Annotated in this window: 21 protein-coding genes; 12 read left to right on the top strand and 9 right to left on the bottom strand. The window is 74.8% G+C overall.

The genetic code is table 11. The features are described from left to right. Positions 1-44: 44 nt before the first annotated feature. Positions 45-812 (bottom strand): NPP1 family protein, encoded by a 768-nt coding sequence (locus EDD39_RS19300; RefSeq protein ID WP_123557679.1) that lies wholly within the window; start codon positions 810-812, stop codon positions 45-47. A gap of 210 nt (positions 813-1,022) precedes the next feature. Continuing rightward, the gene (locus tag EDD39_RS19295; RefSeq protein WP_123557677.1) at positions 1,023-1,739 is read right to left on the bottom strand and encodes a TetR/AcrR family transcriptional regulator; all 717 of its coding nucleotides are present in this window, start codon (positions 1,737-1,739) and stop codon (positions 1,023-1,025) included. Between the two features lie 86 nt (positions 1,740-1,825). Between EDD39_RS19295 and EDD39_RS19290 the strand changes: the two genes are divergently transcribed. Further along, on the top strand, positions 1,826-2,674 hold the full coding sequence (locus tag EDD39_RS19290; RefSeq protein ID WP_123557675.1) for an NmrA family NAD(P)-binding protein: 849 nt from the start codon (positions 1,826-1,828) through the stop codon (positions 2,672-2,674). A gap of 61 nt (positions 2,675-2,735) precedes the next feature. On the opposite strand, the gene EDD39_RS19285 is transcribed toward EDD39_RS19290, so the two are convergent. After that, positions 2,736-3,980, bottom strand: coding sequence for a S53 family peptidase (locus EDD39_RS19285; RefSeq protein ID WP_123557673.1), 1,245 nt, complete (start codon positions 3,978-3,980; stop codon positions 2,736-2,738). Between the two features lie 425 nt (positions 3,981-4,405). On the opposite strand from EDD39_RS19285, the gene EDD39_RS19280 reads away from it, so the two are divergent. The 3 genes from EDD39_RS19280 (at position 4,406) to EDD39_RS19265 (ending at position 7,511) form a co-directional block, all read left to right on the top strand. Continuing rightward, positions 4,406-4,744 (top strand): hypothetical protein, encoded by a 339-nt coding sequence (locus tag EDD39_RS19280; RefSeq protein WP_123557671.1) that lies wholly within the window; start codon positions 4,406-4,408, stop codon positions 4,742-4,744. Positions 4,745-4,952: 208 nt separating this feature from the next. Beyond that, positions 4,953-6,104, top strand: coding sequence for a hypothetical protein (locus EDD39_RS19270; protein WP_123557669.1), 1,152 nt, complete (start codon positions 4,953-4,955; stop codon positions 6,102-6,104). Between the two features lie 141 nt (positions 6,105-6,245). Next, entirely contained in the window at positions 6,246-7,511 is a 1,266-nt protein-coding gene (locus EDD39_RS19265; RefSeq protein ID WP_123557667.1) for an APC family permease, read from the top strand. A 32-nt stretch (positions 7,512-7,543) separates the two neighbouring features. On the opposite strand, the gene EDD39_RS19260 is transcribed toward EDD39_RS19265, so the two are convergent. Further along, positions 7,544-7,993, bottom strand: coding sequence for an ArsR/SmtB family transcription factor (locus EDD39_RS19260; RefSeq protein WP_123557665.1), 450 nt, complete (start codon positions 7,991-7,993; stop codon positions 7,544-7,546). A gap of 106 nt (positions 7,994-8,099) precedes the next feature. Between EDD39_RS19260 and EDD39_RS19255 the strand changes: the two genes are divergently transcribed. Both EDD39_RS19255 and EDD39_RS19250 read left to right on the top strand, forming a co-directional pair. Beyond that, positions 8,100-10,280 carry a heavy metal translocating P-type ATPase gene (locus EDD39_RS19255; protein WP_123557663.1) on the top strand — a complete coding sequence of 727 codons (2,181 nt, stop codon included), beginning with the start codon at positions 8,100-8,102 and terminating at the stop codon, positions 10,278-10,280. Next, entirely contained in the window at positions 10,277-10,690 is a 414-nt protein-coding gene (locus EDD39_RS19250; RefSeq protein WP_123557661.1) for a (2Fe-2S) ferredoxin domain-containing protein, read from the top strand. The genes EDD39_RS19255 and EDD39_RS19250 overlap by 4 nt, the downstream gene beginning before the upstream one ends. 56 nt (positions 10,691-10,746) lie before the next feature. On the opposite strand, the gene EDD39_RS19245 is transcribed toward EDD39_RS19250, so the two are convergent. Beyond that, a complete protein-coding gene (locus tag EDD39_RS19245; RefSeq protein ID WP_123557659.1) occupies positions 10,747-11,250 on the bottom strand; it encodes a MarR family winged helix-turn-helix transcriptional regulator in 504 nt (167 codons plus the stop codon). Positions 11,251-11,299: 49 nt separating this feature from the next. Between EDD39_RS19245 and EDD39_RS19240 the strand changes: the two genes are divergently transcribed. Together EDD39_RS19240 and EDD39_RS19235 are read left to right on the top strand one after the other, a co-directional pair. Then, positions 11,300-11,857, top strand: a complete 558-nt coding sequence (locus EDD39_RS19240; RefSeq protein WP_123557657.1) for an isochorismatase family protein — start codon at positions 11,300-11,302, stop codon at positions 11,855-11,857. Positions 11,858-12,254: 397 nt separating this feature from the next. Next, positions 12,255-12,953 (top strand): DUF1062 domain-containing protein, encoded by a 699-nt coding sequence (locus EDD39_RS19235; RefSeq protein WP_123557655.1) that lies wholly within the window; start codon positions 12,255-12,257, stop codon positions 12,951-12,953. Positions 12,954-13,136: 183 nt separating this feature from the next. Here the strand turns inward: EDD39_RS19235 and EDD39_RS39665 are convergent, their stop codons facing one another. Continuing rightward, positions 13,137-13,295 (bottom strand): hypothetical protein, encoded by a 159-nt coding sequence (locus EDD39_RS39665; RefSeq protein ID WP_162870062.1) that lies wholly within the window; start codon positions 13,293-13,295, stop codon positions 13,137-13,139. A gap of 27 nt (positions 13,296-13,322) precedes the next feature. On the opposite strand from EDD39_RS39665, the gene EDD39_RS39660 reads away from it, so the two are divergent. Next, entirely contained in the window at positions 13,323-13,493 is a 171-nt protein-coding gene (locus EDD39_RS39660) for a hypothetical protein (RefSeq protein WP_162870061.1), read from the top strand. A 155-nt stretch (positions 13,494-13,648) separates the two neighbouring features. Here the strand turns inward: EDD39_RS39660 and EDD39_RS19225 are convergent, their stop codons facing one another. Further along, entirely contained in the window at positions 13,649-14,101 is a 453-nt protein-coding gene (locus tag EDD39_RS19225; protein WP_123557651.1) for an FxLYD domain-containing protein, read from the bottom strand. A 407-nt stretch (positions 14,102-14,508) separates the two neighbouring features. Between EDD39_RS19225 and EDD39_RS39015 the strand changes: the two genes are divergently transcribed. Further along, a complete protein-coding gene (locus tag EDD39_RS39015; RefSeq protein WP_148089474.1) occupies positions 14,509-15,201 on the top strand; it encodes a hypothetical protein in 693 nt (230 codons plus the stop codon). A gap of 267 nt (positions 15,202-15,468) precedes the next feature. Here the strand turns inward: EDD39_RS39015 and EDD39_RS19210 are convergent, their stop codons facing one another. Next, positions 15,469-16,452, bottom strand: coding sequence for a LysR family transcriptional regulator (locus tag EDD39_RS19210; RefSeq protein ID WP_030462788.1), 984 nt, complete (start codon positions 16,450-16,452; stop codon positions 15,469-15,471). A gap of 217 nt (positions 16,453-16,669) precedes the next feature. Here EDD39_RS19210 and snpA point away from each other — a divergent pair, with 217 nt between their 5' ends. Then, complete coding sequence (gene snpA, locus EDD39_RS19205; protein WP_030462789.1) at positions 16,670-17,299, top strand: snapalysin; 630 nt, start codon at positions 16,670-16,672, stop codon at positions 17,297-17,299. A gap of 80 nt (positions 17,300-17,379) precedes the next feature. Here snpA and glsA read toward each other — a convergent pair whose 3' ends face one another. Next, a complete protein-coding gene (gene glsA / locus EDD39_RS19200; protein WP_244257234.1) occupies positions 17,380-18,402 on the bottom strand; it encodes a glutaminase A in 1,023 nt (340 codons plus the stop codon). Between the two features lie 247 nt (positions 18,403-18,649). Between glsA and EDD39_RS19195 the strand changes: the two genes are divergently transcribed. Further along, on the top strand, positions 18,650-20,041 hold the full coding sequence (locus EDD39_RS19195) for a uracil-xanthine permease family protein (protein ID WP_123557643.1): 1,392 nt from the start codon (positions 18,650-18,652) through the stop codon (positions 20,039-20,041). Positions 20,042-20,133: the final 92 nt, after the last annotated feature.

The following is a 20,133-nucleotide window of genomic DNA, read 5'->3' as shown; positions in this document are numbered from 1 at the left end:
GTGCTCCCGGCCGCGGGGTCAGGCGTTGGGGTCAGGCGTCGGGGTCAGGCGTTGGGGTCGAACGGGATGCCCGCGGGCATCGCGTGCGCCAGCGCGTACGCGAAGGCGCCGTCGCCGATCTTGATGGTGGCGGCGCCGAAGTCCGCCGACAGCAGCTTGTCGCGGTAGCCGGCGGGGTAGCCGTCCCAGCCGACCAGGCGCGGGTAGAACCAGTTGCCGGTGGCGTTCTCGGCCGGTTCGTCGTTGGCGTTGGCGAACCGGAAGTCGTGGGTGGAGACGCCGTCCTTGTGGTAGACGATCTTCGGGTGGGTGCCGTCGAAGCGGATCGCCGACCGGGCGGCGACCTGGTAGCCGCTGTGCTGGGAGACCGACACGTACTGCACCTGGTCGTCGTGCACCCACACCAGCACGTGCTCCCAGTCGTGCCGGTGCCCGATCGCGGCCGGGCCGAGGGTGGCCTGGTCCTTCTCGAAGTAGCTGGCGTACATCAGGGCGCACCAGCCGTTGTTGCACTTGGTGCGCGAGTAGGTGTTGGAGTCGGCGAGCTGGGCGTAGTCGTGGCAGTGGCCGTTGACGTCGCCGCCGAGCTTGAGCCCCGGGTTGATCGTGCCGTCGGCGCCGATCGCGGCGGTGGCGTAGCAGCCGTCCTTGTCGTAGTCGTACGCCGGGGAGAAGGTCTGGTCCAGCCCCGGGGCGTTCTGCGGCAGCCGGGTCAGCACGCTCGCCCCGGCCGGGGTCGGGAGGGCCGCGACGAGCGCCGTCGCGGCGGCCAGCCCGAGCAGGGCCCGGGCCGGGGAACTCGGCTTGCGCATGATGACTCCTGATCGGCCGTCGGATCGGGTGCGGGGCCCGCGCCGGGCGGACCGACGGACAGTCACCGCGGGTGCGGGCACCGCGAATCTAGAGGCGGCGCCCACTTCCGACAAGGCGTGGAATAAGACAGGACCCGGCCCCCGCGCCGCGGGTGCCGGCGCGGGGACCGCACGGATCGCCCCGTCCCGCCGGGACGCCGACGTCGGCGCTCAGGTGCCGGCGACGCGCTCCAGCCAGTCGCCGAACAGGGCGCTCTCGTGCGGGGTGAACCCCTCGATCGCGGGCAGGGCGGCGCGCAGGGTCACCGCGGCGGTGGCCGGGACGGAGAGGGCGAGTTCCTGGGGGTCGGCCAGGACGGCGGCCCGGACGGCCTCCCAGGCCAGGTCGGACAGGGTGGTGTCGCGGTCCGCCTCGGGCTGGTCGATCAGGGTGAGGACGACGCCGGTGCCGGCCGCCCGGATCAGGTCGACGGCGCGCCGCTCGGGGACCTTCAGCCGTCCGGCCCGGGCGACCCGGGCGACCCGCTGCCGCAGTATCCGCACCCCGGCGTCGGCGGCGGACCGCCCGTCCGGGCCCGGCGCCGTGGTGTGCATCAGCCGGAACAGGGCCGGGTTGACCAGTCCGAAGCCGATGTGCAGGTCCCAGCCGGCGCGCAGGCCGCGCACCGGGTCCTCGTCCGCGTCGACCGGGGGCTTGCGCGCCGTGTAGACGGCGTAGCCGTGTTCGGCGACGGCCTGCAGCAGGCCGTCCTTGTCGCCGAAGAGGCGGTAGATGGTGGGCGCCTGGACGCCCGCGGCGAGCGCCACCGAGCGGGTGGTGACCGCGTCGGGGCCCTCGGCGGCGAGGAGTTGGGCGGCGACCTCGACCAGCCGGGTGCGCACGGCGTCGCGCGAGGTCTGCGGGGGGCGGGGACCGGCATCGTTCACGTTTCCGATGGTATCTCATGTTTGTTATCGATGAATTTCCAGTGTTAACGTAAAAGCAGAACCACCGATAACAACAGGAGTGGATCATGATCGTCATCACCGGGGCCACCGGCGCGCTGAACGGCGCCACCGTCGACCACCTGCTGGAACGCCTCCCCGCCGACGAGATCGCGGTCGCCGTCCGCGAGCCCGCCCGGGCCCGGCGGTTCGCCGACCTCGGCGTCGAGGTCCGCCGCGGCGACTACGCCGATCCGGCCTCCCTGCCCGGCGCCTTCGAGGGCGCCGACCAGCTGCTGCTGGTCTCCGCCAGCGACCCGGGCGCGGACGCCGTCGCCCTGCACCGCACCGCGATCGACGCCGCCGCGGCGGCCGGCGTCGGCCGCATCCTCTACACCAGCCACCAGGGCGCCCACCCCGACAGCGCGTTCAAGCCCGCCCGCGACCACGCCGCGACCGAACTCCTGCTCGCCGGCTCCGGCGTGCCCTGGACCGCGCTGCGCAACGGCTTCTACGCCCACAGCCTGGCCCGGCTCCTCGGACCCTGGCGGGAGACCGGCACCATCACCGTCCCCGCCGACGGCCCGGTCTCCTGGACCGCCCGCGCGGACGCCGCCGAGGCCGCCGCCGCCGTGCTCGCCGACCCCGGCGCCCACGACGGCCCGGTCACCCTCACCGCCCCCGAGGCCCCCACCTTCCAGCAGGTCGCCGAGCTCGCCGGCGAACTCTCCGGCCGCCCCGTCCGCTGCGTCACGGTCGCCCCCGAGGACTGGGTCGCCGGTCAAGTCGCCCAGGGCACACCGGAGTTCATGGCCCGCTTCACCCTCGGCATCTACCTGGCCGCCGCCCAGGGCCGCTTCGCCGGCACCGACCCGCTGCTGCCCGCCCTGCTCCCCCGCGCCCCGCGCACCGTCCGCGACCTGCTCGCCGCCGCCTGAACGCACCGGGCCGCCACCCCCTCGGCGGGGGTGGCGGCCTGCGGACGGGGCCGGCGGGGCGTCAGCCCTTGAACGCGGTGGTGCCGTTGGGGGTGCCGAGGCCGGTCGGGCCGTCGTAGCCGGTGCCGGCGGTGCACAGGTAGGACGGCGAGCAGGAGCCGTTCGACCCGGAGGTCACGTCGAAGAGGGAGGAGGTGTGGGCGTAGGGGAAGGAGGCCGGGCTGGAACCGCTGGACGGCGCGCCGCCCAGGGCGTAGACGCCGGCGATGATCGGGGCCGCGGCGCTGGTGCCGCCGTAGACCGCCCAGCCGCTGCCGCCGTAGGTCTGGTAGACGGCGACGCCGGTGGCCGGGTCGGCGACGGCCGAGACGTCGGCGATGGTGCGCTTGCTGCAGCCGGTGTCCTTCTGCCAGGTCGGCTTCGCGTCGTACTTGGAGCAGCCGGAGCCGGTGCCCTCGGTGGAGTTGGTCAGCCAGACGCTCTCCGACCAGCCGCGGGTGTTCGAGGCCTTCTTGAGCGCGGTGCCGCCGACCGAGGTGACGTACTTGGAGGCGGCCGGGTACTGGGCGCCGTACGCGGAGTCGCCGGAGGAGACGGTGATGGCGACGCCCGGGTGGTTGAAGTACGAGGAGTCGTAGGAGGTGTCGGCGGAGGACTCGCCGCCGCCGTAACTGTTGGAGACGAACTTGGCGCCCAGGCTGACCGCGGTGTTCACCGAGGTGCCGAGGTTGGCCATGGTCGCGCTGCTCGCCTCGACCAGGACGATGTGGGCGTTCGGGGCGATCGCGGAGACCATGTCGAGGTCGAGCGAGATCTCCCCGGCCCAGCCGGAGTTGTTCGCCGGGAGGCTGCTGCCGCCGCTCTGGTTGACCTGCTTGAAGCAGCCGCTGGCCTTGGTGCAGGCGGGCAGCCCGTACTGGGCGCGGTAGACCGCCATGTCCGACTCGGCGTTCGGGTCGTTGTAGGCGTCCACGATGGCGACGGTCATCCCGGCGCCGCCGTTGGCGGGCAGCTTGTAGGCGCTCAGCAGGTCGCCGGGCCCGTAGCCGGACGGGGTGGCGTTCGGGGTGACGCCGAGCTGCCGGACCCCCTCCACCGTGCTGGTCACGCGCAGCGCGTGGCAGGCCATGGTGTCGCCGTGGGCGAGGGTGTCGCACGCCCTGACCCAGGACGTGCCGCCCCGGGCGTCCGCCTGCGGGGCGGTGGCCGCGCCCGCCGGGGCGGCGGCCGTGAAGGCGGAGAGGAGCAGGGCGGCGGTGCCCGCGACGGCGAGGGTCGTGCGGCGGGCTGCGGGGGAGGTGCGCATGCGGAGGTGCCTCCTTGGCTGGGGTGACCGGAAGCGGTGCATGCCGCGCCGCGCGAGCGGATGGTGTCCGCGGGCACGGCTGGGCAGGGCTCTGCGGCGGGGGTTCGGGGCCGCCGTTCGGCCGGGGGTCCGGGAAAGGCCGGACTGGCGTTCGACGGTAGGGGGGCATGCTCATGCCCAACAAGGAGTCGGCCCGGATCCGAACCCGCCCTTTACCCAGGCCCCCTGACGCTTGGTCGGTCGACTTCCCTTCGCCTGGGGAACTTTTGCCTCCGCTTCCCGGCCGCCACCGGACGCCCCCGGGCCTGTTACACCGTCACAGTCCGGGAACGGGACCCCCCGCGCCCCTGTCGCCGCCCCGCCGCCGCCTGCCACAGTGGGCCGACGCCGGCCACGGGGGCCCGGCCGAGAACGAGGTGACCCGGATGAGAACACGACTCGCAGGAGCACTGCTCGCCCTGACCCTGGCCGTCGGCGGCACCGCCCTGACCGCCGGCCCGGCAGCCGCCGCCGCACCCCGCACCGCCCCGGCAGCGGCCGTCCAGCAGGCGCCCGCCACCACCACGCCGACCGCGGGCGGCCCGCAGGCCCAGGCGCCGACCGGCCAACGGGCCCAGGCCACCACCCAGTTGGCGAAGAGCAAGGCGAAGAAAAAGAAGAAGTCCAAGGGCGGCCTGATCGGCGCCCTGCTGGTGGTGCTCCTGGTCGTCGTGGTGGGCGCCGTCCTGCTGTGGCTGGTCATCCGCCGGATCCGCCGCCGCTGACCCCGCCCCGGGGCCGCTTCCGGGGTGACGCCCCGGCAGCGCCCCCGCCCCGGCAGCGTCTCCGGCCCCGGCAGCGTCTCCGGCCCCGGCAGCGTCTCCGGCCCCGACGGCGGGCCCGGCCGCCGGGCCGCCCGGGGTTCGGCCGGGGTTCGGCCGGGGGCGGATTTCCCGTTGCCATTCCGGGCGGCGGTCGAGATGATCTCCGGCCGTGACACATCTCCTGGTCCTGGCGGTCCCGATCCTGGTCGCCGTCCTGATAAGTAACCTGCGGAGCAAGCGCGCCACCGCCCCGGTCGGACGCACCGCGAAGAAGCCGGAGTTCCGCGCGCCGGTGTCCTTCGACGCCGCCGCGTACGGGCTGGTACCGCGCGAGGCGCTCGACCCGCGGCGCCCGGGTCCGCCCGCGCCGGAGCGGGACCGCCGGCGGTCCCAGGCCGTCGCCGACGCCGCCCGGCAGGGCGACTGGCGCCCGGCCGCAACGCACGTCGCCGCGGCCGGGCACGACTGGGACGAGCGCTGGTCGCGCTTCGAACTGCTGCGCGCGATCGCCCGGCAGGACGACGGGTGGCTGACGGCCTGGCGGGAGGCCGACCCGGACGACTGCGACGCGGCCGCCCTGGAGGCCGACCTGATGGTCCACCGGGCCTGGGCGATCCGGGGCCGCGGGTACGCGAACGAGGTGCCGGCCGAGAACATGGCCCGCTTCCACGCGCTGCTGCCCGCCGCGATCGAGGCCGCCCACCGGGCCGCGCTGCTCGACCCCGCGAACCCGGCGCCGTGGGTGGTGCTGGTGACGGCCGCGCGCGGCGCCCGCTACCGGCCCGACCGCTTCCGGCCGCTGTGGGAGGGCCTGGTGGCCCGCGCCCCGCACCACTACGAGGGCCACTGGCAGGGCATGCAGTACTGGTGCGCCAAGTGGTACGGCACCAACGGGAAGATGATGCGGTTCGCCGAGCAGGCCATGGACGGCGCCCCGCCGCACAGCCTGCTCGCGGGCATCTACCTGCACGCGCTGTCCGAACTGGAGGAGCGCGGCGCCGGGCTCCCGACCGGCCCCGCCGCGAACGCCCGGCTGGCGGCCGCCGCCCGGGCCCTGTCCGCCGCCCGGCCCGAGGACGAGCGGGTCCCGGGCCTGCGCCACCTGCTGGCCCACCGACTGGGCGGGGCCGGGATGCACGCGGAGGCGCTGGAGCAGTTCCGGCTGCTCGGCCGCTGGTGCGGCGCCCAGGTGTGGGCGGGCCGCGGCGACCCGGTCGAGGCGTTCCACGCGGCCCGCGCCGAGGCCGTCCTGCGGTCGGGCGCCCAGCCGCTGCCGCCCGAGCGGCGGGCGAAGAACACCGACGCCGCCCTGCACTCCTGACCCCTCCCCCGCCGTCACCGGCCCCGCCCCTCCCCTCGCCGGCCCTGCTCCTCCCCTCGTAGGCCCCCGGTGTTCACCGGGCCGCCACCGGGCTCGGATATCGTGCGCCGGTATCGGAGCACGTCACCGGGAGGACGGGACATGGGGACGTCGGCGGCAGCGGCCGGGCCGGGGGAGCTGAAGCGGCACCTGGGGGTGTTCGACGCGGTGGTGATCGGGCTCGGCTCGATGATCGGCGCGGGCGTCTTCGCCGCGCTCGCCCCCGCCGCGGCCGCCGGCGGGTCGGGGCTGCTGCTCGGTCTGGCGCTGGCCGCGGTGGTCGCCTACTGCAACGCCACCTCCTCCGCCCGCCTCGCGGCCCGCTACCCGCAGTCCGGCGGCACCTACGTCTACGGCCGCGAGCGCCTCGGCGACTTCTGGGGCTACCTGGCGGGCTGGGGCTTCGTGGTCGGCAAGACCGCCTCGTGCGCGGCGATGGCGCTGACCGTGGGCTCCTACGTCCGGCCCGACCGGGCCCACGCCGTCGCGGTCGCCGCGGTGGTCGCGCTGACCGCGGTGAACTACGTCGGGGTGCAGAAGGCCGCCCGGCTGACCCGGGCGGTGGTGGCCGTGGTCCTGGCGGTGCTCGCCGCCGTGGTCACCGCCTGCCTCACCGGCCCGACCGCCGACACCGGCCACTGGGCGATCGGCACCGGCGCCGGGTGGCACGGCGTGCTCCAGGCCGCCGGGTTCCTGTTCTTCGCCTTCGCCGGGTACGCGCGGATCGCCACCCTCGGCGAGGAGGTCCGCGACCCGCAGCGCACCATCCCCCGTGCGATCCCGACCGCGCTCGGCATCACCCTGGTCGTCTACGCCGCCGTCGCGCTCGCCGTCCTCGCGGTCCTCGGTCCCGACCAACTCGCCCGCAGCGCGGCGCCGTTGGCCGACGCCGTGCGCGCCGCCGGGGTGCCGGGCCTGGCCCCGGTGGTGCGGGTCGGCGCGGCGGTCGCGGCGCTCGGCTCGCTGCTCGCGCTGATCCTCGGCGTCTCGCGCACCACCCTGGCGATGGCCCGCGACCGCCACCTGCCGCACGTCCTGGCCGCCGTCCACCCGCGCTTCGGCGTCCCGCACCGGGCCGAGCTCGCCGTCGGCGCCGTCGTCGCCGTGCTGGCGGCCACGGCGGACGTGCGCGGGGCGATCGGCTTCTCGTCCTTCGGCGTCCTCGCCTACTACGCCGTCGCCAACGCCGCCGCCTGGACCCTCACCCCCGCCGAGGGCCGCCCGCCCCGGATCGTGCCCGTCCTCGGCGCCGCCGGGTGCGCCGTGCTGGCCTTCGCCCTGCCCGCCGCCTCGGTGCTGTGGGGCGCGGCCGTGCTCGCGCTGGGCGCCGCCGCCTACGGGGTGCGGAAGGTGTCGGCGCGCGGCTGAACGCCCGGGCTGCCGGGGTGGTCGACCGGCCGCTACCGGGCGGCGGGACGGTCGGCCCCGCCGCCGTCCGCCCCACTGCCGCCGTCGCCGTCGCTGTCCCCGTCCCCGCCGCCGTCGCCGTCGCCGTCCGCGGCGTCGCTGAGGCCGAGCCGGAGGTGCTCGGTGTGGTAGACGGCCTGGTCGAGGAGTTCGGCGACGTGGTTGTCGTACAGGGCGTAGACGACGGAGCGGCCCTGCCGCTGCCCGACGACGAGGCCGAGGTTGCGCAGCAGGCGGAGCTGGTGGGAGCAGGCGGACTGCTCCATGCCGACCTCGTGGGCGAGTTCGGTGGCGGCGCAGGGGCCTTCGCGCAGGCGGGCGAGGATCAGCAGCCGGGACGGGGTGGCGAGGGCCTGGAGGGTGGTGGCCACCCGGGCGGCGTTGTCCGCGTCCAGGCTGATGCGCGGGACGGCGTTCTTGGCGGGGGTGGCTCCGTGACCCATGCGGCAATAGTACAGACGACGGATGAATGGGTGTTCATGTGTTCCTGTATCGTCGGCAGGGTCCGCCCCCACTGCCCCGCGGCCTGCGCGAAGGGTCCCGTCCGCCATGCCTTCCTCCACCCTGCTCGCCCGCCCCGCCGAGGCGCCCGCGGCGGCCGCCGCCGCGCCCCGGCGGCGCACCCGGGTGCTCGCCCTGCCGGAGGCCCGCTGGGCCGCCGCCGCGCTGGTGCTGTTCCTGACGGCGCTGCCGCTGCAACTGGCCGGCGCCCCGGCCTGGTCGTGGGGCCCGCTGTACGCGCTCGCCTACGCGGCCGGCGGCTGGGAGCCCGGCCGGGCCGGGCTGCAGGCGCTGCGCGAGAAGACCCTCGACGTCGACCTGCTGATGATCGTCGCGGCGCTGGGCGCGGCGGCGGTCGGCCAGGTGATGGACGGCGCGCTGCTGATCGTCATCTTCGCCACCTCCGGCGCGCTGGAGGCGCTCGCCACCGCCCGCACCGCGGACTCGGTGCGCGGCCTGCTCGACCTGGCGCCCGCCGTGGCGACCCGGCTGCCGGACGACGGCACCGAGGAGCGCGTGCCGACCGGGGAGCTGGCGGTCGGCGACGTGGTCCTGGTGCGGCCGGGCGAGCGGATCGGCGCGGACGGCCGGGTGCTGGACGGGGTGAGCGAGGTCGACCAGGCGAGCATCACCGGCGAGCCGCTGCCGGTCGCCAAGCGGACCGGTGACGAGGTGTTCGCCGGGACGCTGAACGGCACCGGCGCGCTGCGGGTGAAGGTCGAGCGGGACGCCTCGGACTCGGTGATCGCCCGGATCGTGCAGCTGGTCGAGGAGGCGTCGGAGACCAAGGCGCCCACCCAGCTGTTCATCGAGAAGGTCGAACAGCGCTACTCGCTGGGCATGGTGGCCGCGACGCTCGCGGTCTTCGCGGTCCCGCTGCTGGTCGGCGCGGCGTTCACCGACTCGCTGCTGCGCGCGATGACGTTCATGATCGTGGCCTCGCCGTGCGCCGTCGTCCTGGCGACCATGCCGCCGCTGCTGTCCGCGATCGCCAACGCCGGGCGGCACGGCGTGCTGGTGAAGTCCGCGGTGGTGATGGAGCGCCTGGGCCAGGTCGACGCCGTCGCGCTCGACAAGACCGGCACCCTCACCGAGGGCACCCCGCGCGTCACCGACGTCCGCCCGCTGGCCGGCGCCGGACCGGACGAGGACGGGCTGCTGGCGCTGGCGGCCTCCGCCGAGCACCCCAGCGAGCACCCGCTGGCCCGCGCCGTCGTCGACGCCGCCCGGGCCCGCGGCCTCGACCTCGCCCCGGCCGCGGACTTCGCCTCCACCCCCGGCGTCGGCGTCACCGCCACCGTCGCGGGCCGCACCGTCGCCGTCGGCGCCCCCGCCCACCGGCTCGGCACCGCCCGCCCACTCGGCACCGCCGACCCGGCCGCCGATCCAACCACCGTCCCGGCCCGCGCCACCGCCACCGCCGCCCCCGCCCCGACCCCGGCCCCGGCCCTCACCTCCACCCCCGGCACCCCCGCCCGCCCACTCGGCACCACCCGCCCCCTCGGCACCGCCGACCCCACCGCCCCTCCGGCCGACGCACGGACCGCCGTCCCCGTGACCGCCCGGGCCGCCGCGGTGGCCGCCGAGCTGGAGCGGTCCGGCCGCACTGCCGTCCTCGTCGAGGCGGACGGCGTGCCGGTCGGCGTGCTCGGCATCGCCGATCGGCTGCGCCCGGACGCCGCCGCCACCGTCACCGCGCTCACCGCCCTGACCGGCACCGCCCCGGTGCTGCTCACCGGCGACAACCCGCGCGCCGCCGCCCGCCTGGCCGCCGAGGTCGGCATCACGGACGTCCGGGCGGGGCTGCTGCCGCAGGACAAGGTCGCCGCCGTCCGCGAGCAGGAGGGCGCCGGGCGCAAGGTCCTGGTGGTCGGCGACGGCGTCAACGACGCGCCCGCCCTGGCCGCCGCGCACACCGGCGTCGCCATGGGCCGGGCCGGGTCCGACCTCGCCCTGGAGACGGCGGACGCGGTGATCGTCCGCGACGAACTCGCCACCGTCCCCGCCGTCGTCGCCCTCTCCCGGCGGGCCCGCTCCCTGGTGGTGCAGAACCTGGTCATCGCCTCGGTGTTCATCACCGCCCTGGTGGTGTGGGACCTGGTCGCCACCCTGCCGCTGCCGCTGGGCGTGCTCGGCCACGAGGGCTCCACCGTCATCGTCGGCCTCAACGGCCTGCGCCTGCTGCGCGACGCCGCCTGGAAGCGCGCCGCCGCCGAGGGCCGCCGGTGAGCCGCCGCGCCCGCGAGAAGGCCGCCGCCCCCGCGGCGGGGGCGGCGGCCCGCTGCACCGTCACCGTCTGCCGGGGCTGCTGCTGCGGCACCCCGAAGATCCCCCGCCTCGACCACGCCGCCCAGCTCACCGGCCTGCGCACCGCCCTCGCCGCGACCGCGACCGTCCGCCCCGTCCCCTGCCTCGACGCCTGCGAGCACGGCAACGTGATCGTCGTCCAGCCCTCCGCGGCGGGCCGGAAGGCGGGCGGCCGGCCGGTGTGGCTCGGCCTGGTCAACGACCTGGACGCCTCCGCCGACATCACCGCCTGGATCGAGGCGGGCGGCCCCGGCCTCGCCGACATGCCCGCGGTCCTCGACCTGTACGCCTTCAGCCCCTCCCGCCGCATCCGCGCGCAGCTCGGCGACTGATCCCGCCCGGGCCCGCCGACGCGGGGCCGCCAGGTGCGTCAACTCCCCTGGTAAAACTAGGAGTTGCCTCCGAGAGTGGGCCCTCCGGGGTCCGCTCCCGGGTCCGGCCGCCCGCGCGCCGGGAGGCCGTGCGAGGCCGCGAGGCGGTCGAACGCCGCACCGAGGGCGTCCCGCTCGGCGGGGGTGAGGCCGGCGGTGAGTTCCGCGTCGAGCGCGACCGCCTGGGCCGTGCACCGGGCGAGCAGGTCGCGGCCCCGGGCGGTGAGGTGCAGCAGCTGGCGGCGGCGGTCGGCCGGATCGCGGAGCCGCTCGATCGCGCCCGCGGACTCCAGGTGGTCGGCGAGGGACACCACCAGGCTGGGCGCCACCCGCATCACCTTGGCGATCTCCAACTGCGAGGCGCCCAGCCCCGCGTCGAGGACGCTCAGCAGGGCGACGTGCTTGGGCTTCAGACCGTGGGCGATCAGGGCCGCCGCGTGCCGGTCGGCGACCAGCGCGCCCAGGACGCCGAACCGGAAGCTGAGTGTCTCGACCCACTTGACGTCGTTCACGAGAAGCATGCTACCTTCGCCAAATCGTTCTAGCCCTGAATGATTTGGAGTCAGAACAGTGCTCGATCCCCGCACCGTACAACTCGTCTTCGCCGACCTGCAGGACAGCATCGTGGCCCTGAGCCGCACGAACGACCCGGACACCATCAGGCGCTCCGCCGGAGTGCTGGGCCGGCTCGCCCGGACACTGGACATCCCGTTCACCGTGTCGGCCGCACCCCGGCCCGGCGGCCCCGGCGTCATCGCCGAACTCCCCGCCGCGACACCGTTCGTGCGCAGCGGCCCGTGCTGCTGGGACGACGCGCCCTGGCGCCGGGAGGTCGCCGCCAACGCTTGCACCACGCTGGTCCTCTGCGGCGTGACCTCGGAGATCGTGGTCCTGCACACCGCGCTCGACGCCCTGGCCGACGGCTACGCGGTGACCGTCCTGGTCGACGCGAGCGGCGGCATGTCGGAGCGCACCGAGAACGCGGCCTTCGACCGGATCCGGGCGGCGGGCGGCACCGTGACGTCGGTGGCGAGCTTCGCCACCGACCTGGTGCGCGACTTCACCGATCCCACCGGCCGCGAGGTCATCACCGCCCTGCACGGCCTGCTGGACCAGGCGATGTCCTGACGATCATCCGTAGGGCGTGAGCCGGAGTCTCGACAGTCGCGTCCCGCCCCTCCCGCGCCAGGCGAGCGCACGAGTCCAAATCCCGGCAGAGCACCCGGGAGTCCGACCGGGGTGGACGGGCAGCGGGCTGGAGTTCCATGAGATGAGCGGCACGCGGCCACCGGCGGAGAGCGCGGGGAAAATCGGTTGCCGCGGGCCGCCGTCTCGATCATGATCGCCCGCATGGACCTTTGATGACTGCCACGTAGTACGTACCTGTCGCGCGATCAACCGCGGAGCCTGAAGACCCGGCTCCGCGGCGATGGGTCGCGCCCCTCGTGAGCATCCGTCAGAGAGCGGGAGCCGCCGAGCGAGTTCGGCGTGCCCTCCTGCTGAGTCCTGAAAGCATCCACCACACATGAATACCGACCGCAAGGCCCTGTGGGCCGTGCGCCAGTCCGCCCTGCCCACCGTCGTCCGGTCCTGCCCGGACTGTCCCGGCACACGGCACCGCGCCTCGGGGAAGATACGCGCCAACGCGAACGGCAAGCTGCTCGACGTCTGGCTGCTGCTGAGCTGCGCGACGTGCGGCCGGACCTCGAAGGTGCCCGTCCACGAGCGCGTCCACGTCTCGACGCTGGAGCCGGCCCGGCTGGTGGCGTACGAGATCAACGACCCGGCAGCGGTACGGGAGTTGGTGATGAGCGCGTCGCTCGCGGCGAAGAACCGGTACCGGCTCGACTGGACCGGGACGTGGGAGCTGGCGACCCGCACGCCGCTGTACGCGCTCGACGACCCGAACCCGCTCTCGGTGCAGGTGCGCTTCGAGCTGCCCGCGCCGGTCCGGGTGGAGCGGCTGCTCCAGCTCGGTCTCGGCCTGAGCCGGGCCGAGGTGCGCCGTCTGGTCGCGGACGAGCGGATCCGCCTACCGTTCGCTCCGGACGTCAAGGCGCACCAGGACTTCGAACTCACCCTCCACGAACCTGGTTTCGTCGATACGGCCAGGCACGCGAAGTCCCTCGGTGCGCCCGACACAGAACGCACCGACCTGGCTCGGATCGGGCTGCCGCCCGTACCCGGCCGGGAGCTCCCGCGCCGGGCCACGGCGCACGCCTAGAAGTCCGAGTAGATCCTGCCGATGGAGGGGCGGTCCCGCTCAGGGGGCTCCACGCAGGCGGTCGGGTCCGCCCGGGTCCGCCCGGGCGGACCCGGGTCCGGGCGGACCCGATCGGCCGGCGGGCGGAGGTGGTACGGCAGGTGAGGCGCTCGGCCGTTCGCGCGGCGGGCTCACCACCAAAATTCACCCGAGTGCGGTCGCCACCAGGTACGACAAGCGCGGCTGCGTCCACCTCGGCACCGCCACCGGAGCCGCACTCGCCATCTGGCTCCGCTGCTGACCGGCGAGTTCGCCGTACTGCGGGTACGGGCCTCCGGGCAGCCCGAGCAGTTCGATCAGCATCCTCGAAGGCCTTCCGCGGCAAGCGAGTTGACCATCATCCGTGAGGCCCGCGGCGAGCCAGTCCGCGGCGGGGACGACGACCCCGGCGATCTGCTGGTCAGCGGGATCGGCATCGCTCGCCACCAGTCCGAGGCGGCGGCGTGGAAGGCCGGGTGCACGCCCGACCCCAACGGCTTCGAACCGTCGGCTCCATGGTGATCGTCAATCACCCCGAGCAGGTGCGTCGGCGCGCACACCACACGGCATGCGACACCACGGGGAGGGTTCCGCGCATGCCGGCCCGCCGGGCCCGCTGAACACGGTCGTGCCCCGCCGCACTGCTCGCGGCGGGGCACGCGCACATCCGTCTCACATCACGGGGCCGCGTACCGAGTCACCTTCGACACCTTGCACGACGCCTTCCCCTTCACCTCCGCCGTCCCCGCCGCCTTCACGTTCGCGGCCTGACCCGCCGCCAGGTTGTTCGTCGCCGCGATGCCCTCCGCGAGACGCGTTCCGCCGGCGTCGACGAACTCGATGTTGACGATGTAGTTCGAGCTCTTCGACGAGTGGTTCGTGATCTTCAAGTCCGCGGACGGCCAGTGCAAAGTCGGGTCAACCTGGCAGGACACGATCTCCACGTCGCCGTTCGCGTCGTCACTGCCCGCGGCCGGGGGTGCAGCAGCGGGCTGGGACGCCTGCACGGGCGCGTCGGCCCCGGCGCTGGTGGTGCTGGTCTTCGTGGTGCTGGTGGCGGCCGGGTCGCACGCGACAACGGTTGCTGCGGCGAGGAGCAGGCCGACGGTGGTGAGAGCGGTACGGCGCACGTTCAACGGTTCCCCAGGGGTGACGGTCGGGTGGTCGGATGAGAGGGACCGTAGCGACCGTGGAGGAGTGGTGTTCACGATGTGGCCGGACCGTGACCAGAACGACTACTCGCGCACCCGGGAAGGATCGACTTCCGAGAACACCGCGTTGCCCTGGAAGTCGGGGCCCTCCTCCCTCTCCGACTCGGCGTGGTGTTCGAACGCCTCAACAGCCCTGCTGGCAGGACGTTCGCACAGGCTCCGTGAAGCTCCACGTGTCGCCAGGTGGCGCAAGGATTCCGGCGTCGACGGTGAGGGCCCGGTCCACGCCGTCCGGTTGCACCGTCGGCACTCTGGCGCCGATCCGGACGGGTGGCGCGCCGGCAGCCGGTGTCCTTCGACCGTCCCACGGCCACACCCACGTCGCCGTGTCGGCAACCAGCCGCTCCAGCTCCGCCCCCGTCACCTCCGGGCTTTCCTCCTGGACGGATGCGGCACCGAGCCCCCGACGCAACGTCAACCACCCGCCCGCGACCAGCCGGAGCGCCGCCGCCGCCAGCTCCGGCACCCGAGCGGACTGCTCCTCGAGACGACGCGTTGCGCCGTCTCGACACCTCGGACGAGCCCGCCCACCCGGAGTCGGCGGGACCTCCGTCGGCACGGCCGCCGCCCCGTGCTCGCGCAGACGCCTCCGCCGCCTCCCCGCCGGTCAGGACCAGGCGACAGGACCCGCCGGCGGTCAAGATCGAGACGAGCTGTACGCGCGCCGGCCGCTGCCGGAGGACTTTCCCGACGAGCAGACCCGCGCCGACGCCCACGACGGCCGGATCCAGGAGTGCCGGGACTTCGAGGAGGAGAAGGCCGCGGGTGCGGTGGTCGCCCGGGAGCACGGCTGCGGGTTCGCCGCCCTGCCGGTGATCACCGGCCCGCCGGCCGGCCCGCCGCGGTGGGACGGACGGGCCGCCTGCACCCTGATCGTCCCGCTGTCCCTCGACCACTCCGGCAGTACCCAGCCCATCGCCTTCGGCGAGCGGATCGGCCGCAACTGCTACGGCTTGCTGCCGCCCGACCGGGGACGACGCCCGGGAGGCGCTCGCCGGATCGGCACGCCGACCGGGTGAAGGCGCCCCCGGGGCCCGGTGCCCGGGGCGGGGCACCGTTTCGGCGGGTGAGGATCAACCGGTGCGGGTCAGCGGGCGGACCGGGCCACGATGCCCGCGCGGTGGAGCCCGGCCCGGGAGACGGCGGCGGTCTCCTCGTAGCGGGTCGCTGGACCGCGCCGGTTCTTCAGTCGGTCGACGCGCCGCTCGACGGTGTTGCACCGTTTTGCCAGGCGGATCCCGGGCGGACCCCGACCGGCCGAACCCCGGACGGTCCCGGACCTGCCGTCAGGCCGGTGGCGGTGCCGGGGCGAGGAGGGTGTGCAGGGGGCGGTTGTGGCGGCGCAGCCAGGCGCGGTAGGCGGGGTTGACGCTAGCCAGGTCGAGGTAGGCGTGGCGGAGGTCGCCCCAGAGGCCGTCGAGGGCCGGGCCGCCGACGGTGTCGGGGCGCCAGGTGAGCAGCAGGCGGACGGCGAGCGGGTCGCCGTGGACGGGGCGCAGGACGGTGCCGGGGCCGGGCGGGGAGGTGGGCTGGCAGGGGCGGACGGCCTCGCCGGAGGCGACGAGTTCGGCGGCGGTGGCGTTGTCCCGGACCTGGACGACGCGCGGGTCGAGTCCGGCCCCGGCGAAGACCCGGCGCAGGGCGGCGTACTCGTGGTCGGCGGTCGGGTCGACCATCCAGGTGTCGTGGGCGAGGTCGGCGAGGCTGACGACCGGCCGGCCGGCGGCGGGGTGGGTCTCGGCGAGGGCGACGAACTGGGGTTCGCGGGCGACCAGCACCCGCCGCTCGGTGCCGGCCGGCACCTGCAGCGGGAAGCCCTCGCTCTCGTGGACGAAGGCGATGTCGAGTTGTTCGGCGGCGACCAGGTGGAGCAGGGCGATCGCCGAGATGTCGATGTGGATGGTGGTGTCGGTCTCCGGGAGCCGGTCGTGGATGCGGCGCAGCCAGGCGGCGACCGCGCGGCTGCCGACGCTGCCGATCCGCAGTCGGCGGCGGCCGGGTCCGGCGGCTTCGGCGCGGGCGGCGGCGACCAGGGCGTCCATCTCGGTGATCACGGGCCGGGCGCGGGAGAGCACCCAGTGGCCGAGGGCGGTGGGGCGGCTGCCGGTCCGTTCGCGGGTGAACAGCCGTCCGCCGATGGTGCGTTCGATGCGGTGCAGTTGGGTGGTCAGCGACGGCTGGGTCATGCCGAGTCGACGGGCGGCCTTCCGGACGCTGCCGGTGTCGGCGACCGCGCACAGCACCCGCAGGTGTCGGACGTCGAGGTCCATCACGGGAGCATAGCCAGGCGTCCAGCTTCTGCCAAGAGCATGTCAAGCAAGTCCCAGGTCCGGTCAAATCCCGCGCCGCACACGGGTATTGGCCCGAGCTATCGCCGGTTGCCATCTCCGCTCCCCGGCCGCCCTGCCCCAAGCTCGGTGCAACAACTCGTCACCGCGTCCCGGACGGCCTCCCCACGGCCCCGGGACCCGCGAAATGGAGTCCCCCATGAACCGCTCCATGACCCTGCTCGCCGCCGCCCTCGGCATGGTCCTCGCGGCCGGCACCGCCGCCGTGCCCGCCGCCGCGGCCACCACCACCCAGGGCTACACCCCGTCCGCGAGCTCCGCCGTCAACTCCTCCCGGGACGCCGACAACAAGGCGTTCTACGAGGCCGTGATGAAGTCGGCCCGCTCCAAGCAGGCCGCCAACCCCTACCTGCTGGCCGTCACCGTCACCTACGACGCCAGCCAGGCCCCGACCTTCCGCACCGTCATCTCGCAGAGCGCGCAGATCTGGAACTCCTCGGTCTCCAACGTCCAGCTCCGCTCCGGCACCAACGCCGACTTCCGCTACTACGAGGGCAACGACTCCCGCGGCTCCTACGCCTCCACCGACGGCCACGGCAGCGGCTACGTCTTCCTCGACTACGCGCAGAACCGGCAGTACAGCTCGCTGCGCGTCACCGCGCACGAGACCGGCCACGTGCTCGGCCTGCCCGACCACTACTCCGGCCCGTGCAGCGAGCTGATGTCCGGCGGCGGCCCCGGCACCTCCTGCACCAACCCCTACCCGAACACCACCGAGCGCAGCCGGGTCAACAGCCTCTGGCTGTACGGCCTCGCCGCCGCCCACTGACCTCAGCCCACTGCCCCCGCCCGCCGAGCACCCGGCCCCGCTCCCCGAGCGGGGCCGGGTCGCTGCGCGCAGCCGGGGGTTCAGCGCGCGGACTGCGGGTGGGCGGTGGAGGCGAACAGGTTCAGGGCGAGGGCGCCGGACAGGTAGTGGGTGACGCGCTGGCCGCGGACGCTGTTGCCCGCGCCGTCCAGGCGGGGGGAGAACACCGCGATCGAGCCCTTGCCCGGGGCGACGGTGACGATGCCGCCGGAGACCCCGCTCTTGCCGGGCATCCCGACCTCGTACAGCCAGTCGCCGCTGCGTTCGTACAGGCCGGCGGTGGCCAGGGCGGCGAGGGTGTCGCGGCAGACCTCGGCGTCGACCACCCGCTCGCCGGTGAGCGGGTTGACGCCGCCGTTGGCGAGGGTCGCGCCCATCACCGCGAGGTCCCGGACGCAGACCGCCAGCGAGCACTGCCGGGTGTAGAGGTCGGTGGTGGCGACCGGGTCGCGGGCCAGCGCGCCGTAGCTGTCCAGCAGGCGGGCGATCGACTCGTTGCGCTGGTTGGTGGCCGTCTCGGAGGCGTACACCCGCTCGTCCAGGGCCAGTTCGCGGCCGGCGAAGCGGGAGAGGCCGCGGCGGACGAACTCCCAGCGCTCCTCGGCGGATCCGCCCGGGGCGAGGGCGGTGGTGGCCAGTGCCCCGGCGTTGACCATCGGGTTCATCGGGCTGCCGTGGTTGAGTTCGACGGCCAGCACCGAGTTGAACGGCAGGCCGGTGCTGTTGACGCCGACCCGGCGGCGGACCGCGTGGTGCCCGAGCTCCTGGTCGACCAGGGCGAACACGAACGCCTTGGAGACCGACTGGATCGAGAACAGGTGGTCCGCGTCGCCCACCGCGTGGACGCTCCCGCCGACGTGCGCGAGCGCGATGCCGAACAGTTCCGGATCGGCCTCGGCCAGCACCGGGATGTAGTCGGCCACCCGGCCCCCGCGGTCCGCCTGGAAGCGCCGGTGCACCCGGGCCAGCGCCGCCCGCACCGCCCGGTCCGCGGGCAGCCGCCCGGTGGAGACCGCCGCCTGCGCCGTCCGGGCGTCGACGATGTCCCCGGAGTCGTGGATCACGCTCTCCAACCGGTGCCTCCCGCTGCCCGCCCCGGCCGCCCGGGGCCCTCGCCCGCTTCCGCCGACTCGCGGAACCCCTCGTTCCGCCGACTCGCGGAACCCATCCTGCCCGCCCCGCCCTCGCCCCGCCTCCGTCCGGTGACACGGGTGGCCTGCGGTGACACGGGTGGCCTGCGGTGATCGCGCGGCGGGGGTGGGGGATCATGGCGCGACGCATGTTCGGGCTGGTGAGCGAGGGAGACGCGGGATGAAGGTCGGCTTCGGGTGGAAGCTGCACGGGGACGGGCGGGCGCCGCGGCCCGGGGCGGTGGTGCGGCCGGACGAACGGCTGTCCTGGGGGCGGACGGTCGGGCTCGGGGCGCAGCACGTGGTGGCGATGTTCGGGGCCACCTTCGTGGCGCCCGTGCTGATGGGCCTGGACCCGAACCTCGCGGTGATGGTGTCGGGCGTGGCGACGGTGTTCTTCCTGCTGGTGACGCAGGGCCGGATCCCGTCCTACCTGGGCTCCAGCCTGTCGTTCGTCGGCGTGGCCGCGGTGATCAAGGCGCAGGGCGGGGACGCGGCGACGCTGACGGGTGCGCTGCTGGTGGTGGGTGCGGTGCTGGCGGCGTGCGGGGCGGTGGTGCAGGGGTTCGGGGCGCGGGTGATCCACGCGGTGCTGCCGCCGGTGGTGACGGGCGCGGTGGTGATGCTGATCGGCTTCAACCTGGCGCCGGTGGCGGCGGGGACGTACTGGCCGCAGGACCAGTGGACGGCGCTGCTGGTGATGGCGTTCACGGCCCTCGCCCTGGTGGTGCTGCGCGGGTTCTGGTCGCGGATCGCGATCTTCCTGGGGCTGGTGTTCGGGTACGGCGTCTCGTGGCTGTTCGACCGGGTCTTCGGGCGGATCCACTCCTCGGTGGGCGGCGGGGCGGCCACCGACCACTGGCGCCTGGACCTGTCGGGCGTCGGCAAGGCGGACTGGATCGGCCTGCCGTCCCTGCACGCACCGAGCTTCTCGGCCTCGGCGATCCTGGTGGCGCTGCCGGTGGTGGTGGCGCTGATCGCCGAGAACGCCGGGCACGTGAAGGCCGTCTCCGAGATGACGGGCGACCCGCTGGACGACCGGATGGGCGCGGCGATCGTGGCGGACGGCGCGGCCACCGTGCTCTCCACCGCGGTGGGCGGCCCGGCGACCACCACGTACGCGGAGAACATCGGCGTGATGGCGGCGACCCGGGTGTACTCGACGGCCGCGTACTGGTGCGCGGCCGGCTTCGCCATCCTGTTCGGCCTGTGCCCGAAGTTCGGCGCGGTGATCGCGGCGATCCCGGGCGGCGTGCTGGGCGGCATCACCGTCGTCCTGTACGGCATGATCGGCCTGCTCGGCGCGCAGATCTGGATCCACAACAAGGTGGACCTGACCAACCCGCTGCACCTGGTCCCGGTCGCGGCGGGCGTGATCGTCGGCATCGGCAACGTGACGCTGAAGTTCACCGACACCTTCGAACTCGGCGGCATCGCCCTGGGCACGCTGATCGTCCTGCTCGGCTACCACGGCCTGCGCGCCCTGGCCCCCGCCCACCTCAAGCACCCGCGACCCGCCGCGGACGGACCGCTGCTGGACGAGGGCACCAGCAGCTACGACGACCGGGGGTGACGGGCGGCGGACCTCCGCGCGGAAAGGGGTTGATCTCGAGTCGACTCCAACTCCTAGAGTGGCCGCAGGCGCACCAGTGACCAGAGCGACGG

The organism is Kitasatospora cineracea, assembly GCF_003751605.1.
In the GTDB taxonomy this organism is placed as follows: Bacteria; Actinomycetota; Actinomycetes; order Streptomycetales; family Streptomycetaceae; genus Kitasatospora; species Kitasatospora cineracea.
Note: the sequence above shows the minus strand (reverse complement) of the source record. Positions and strands in the feature narration are given on the sequence as shown.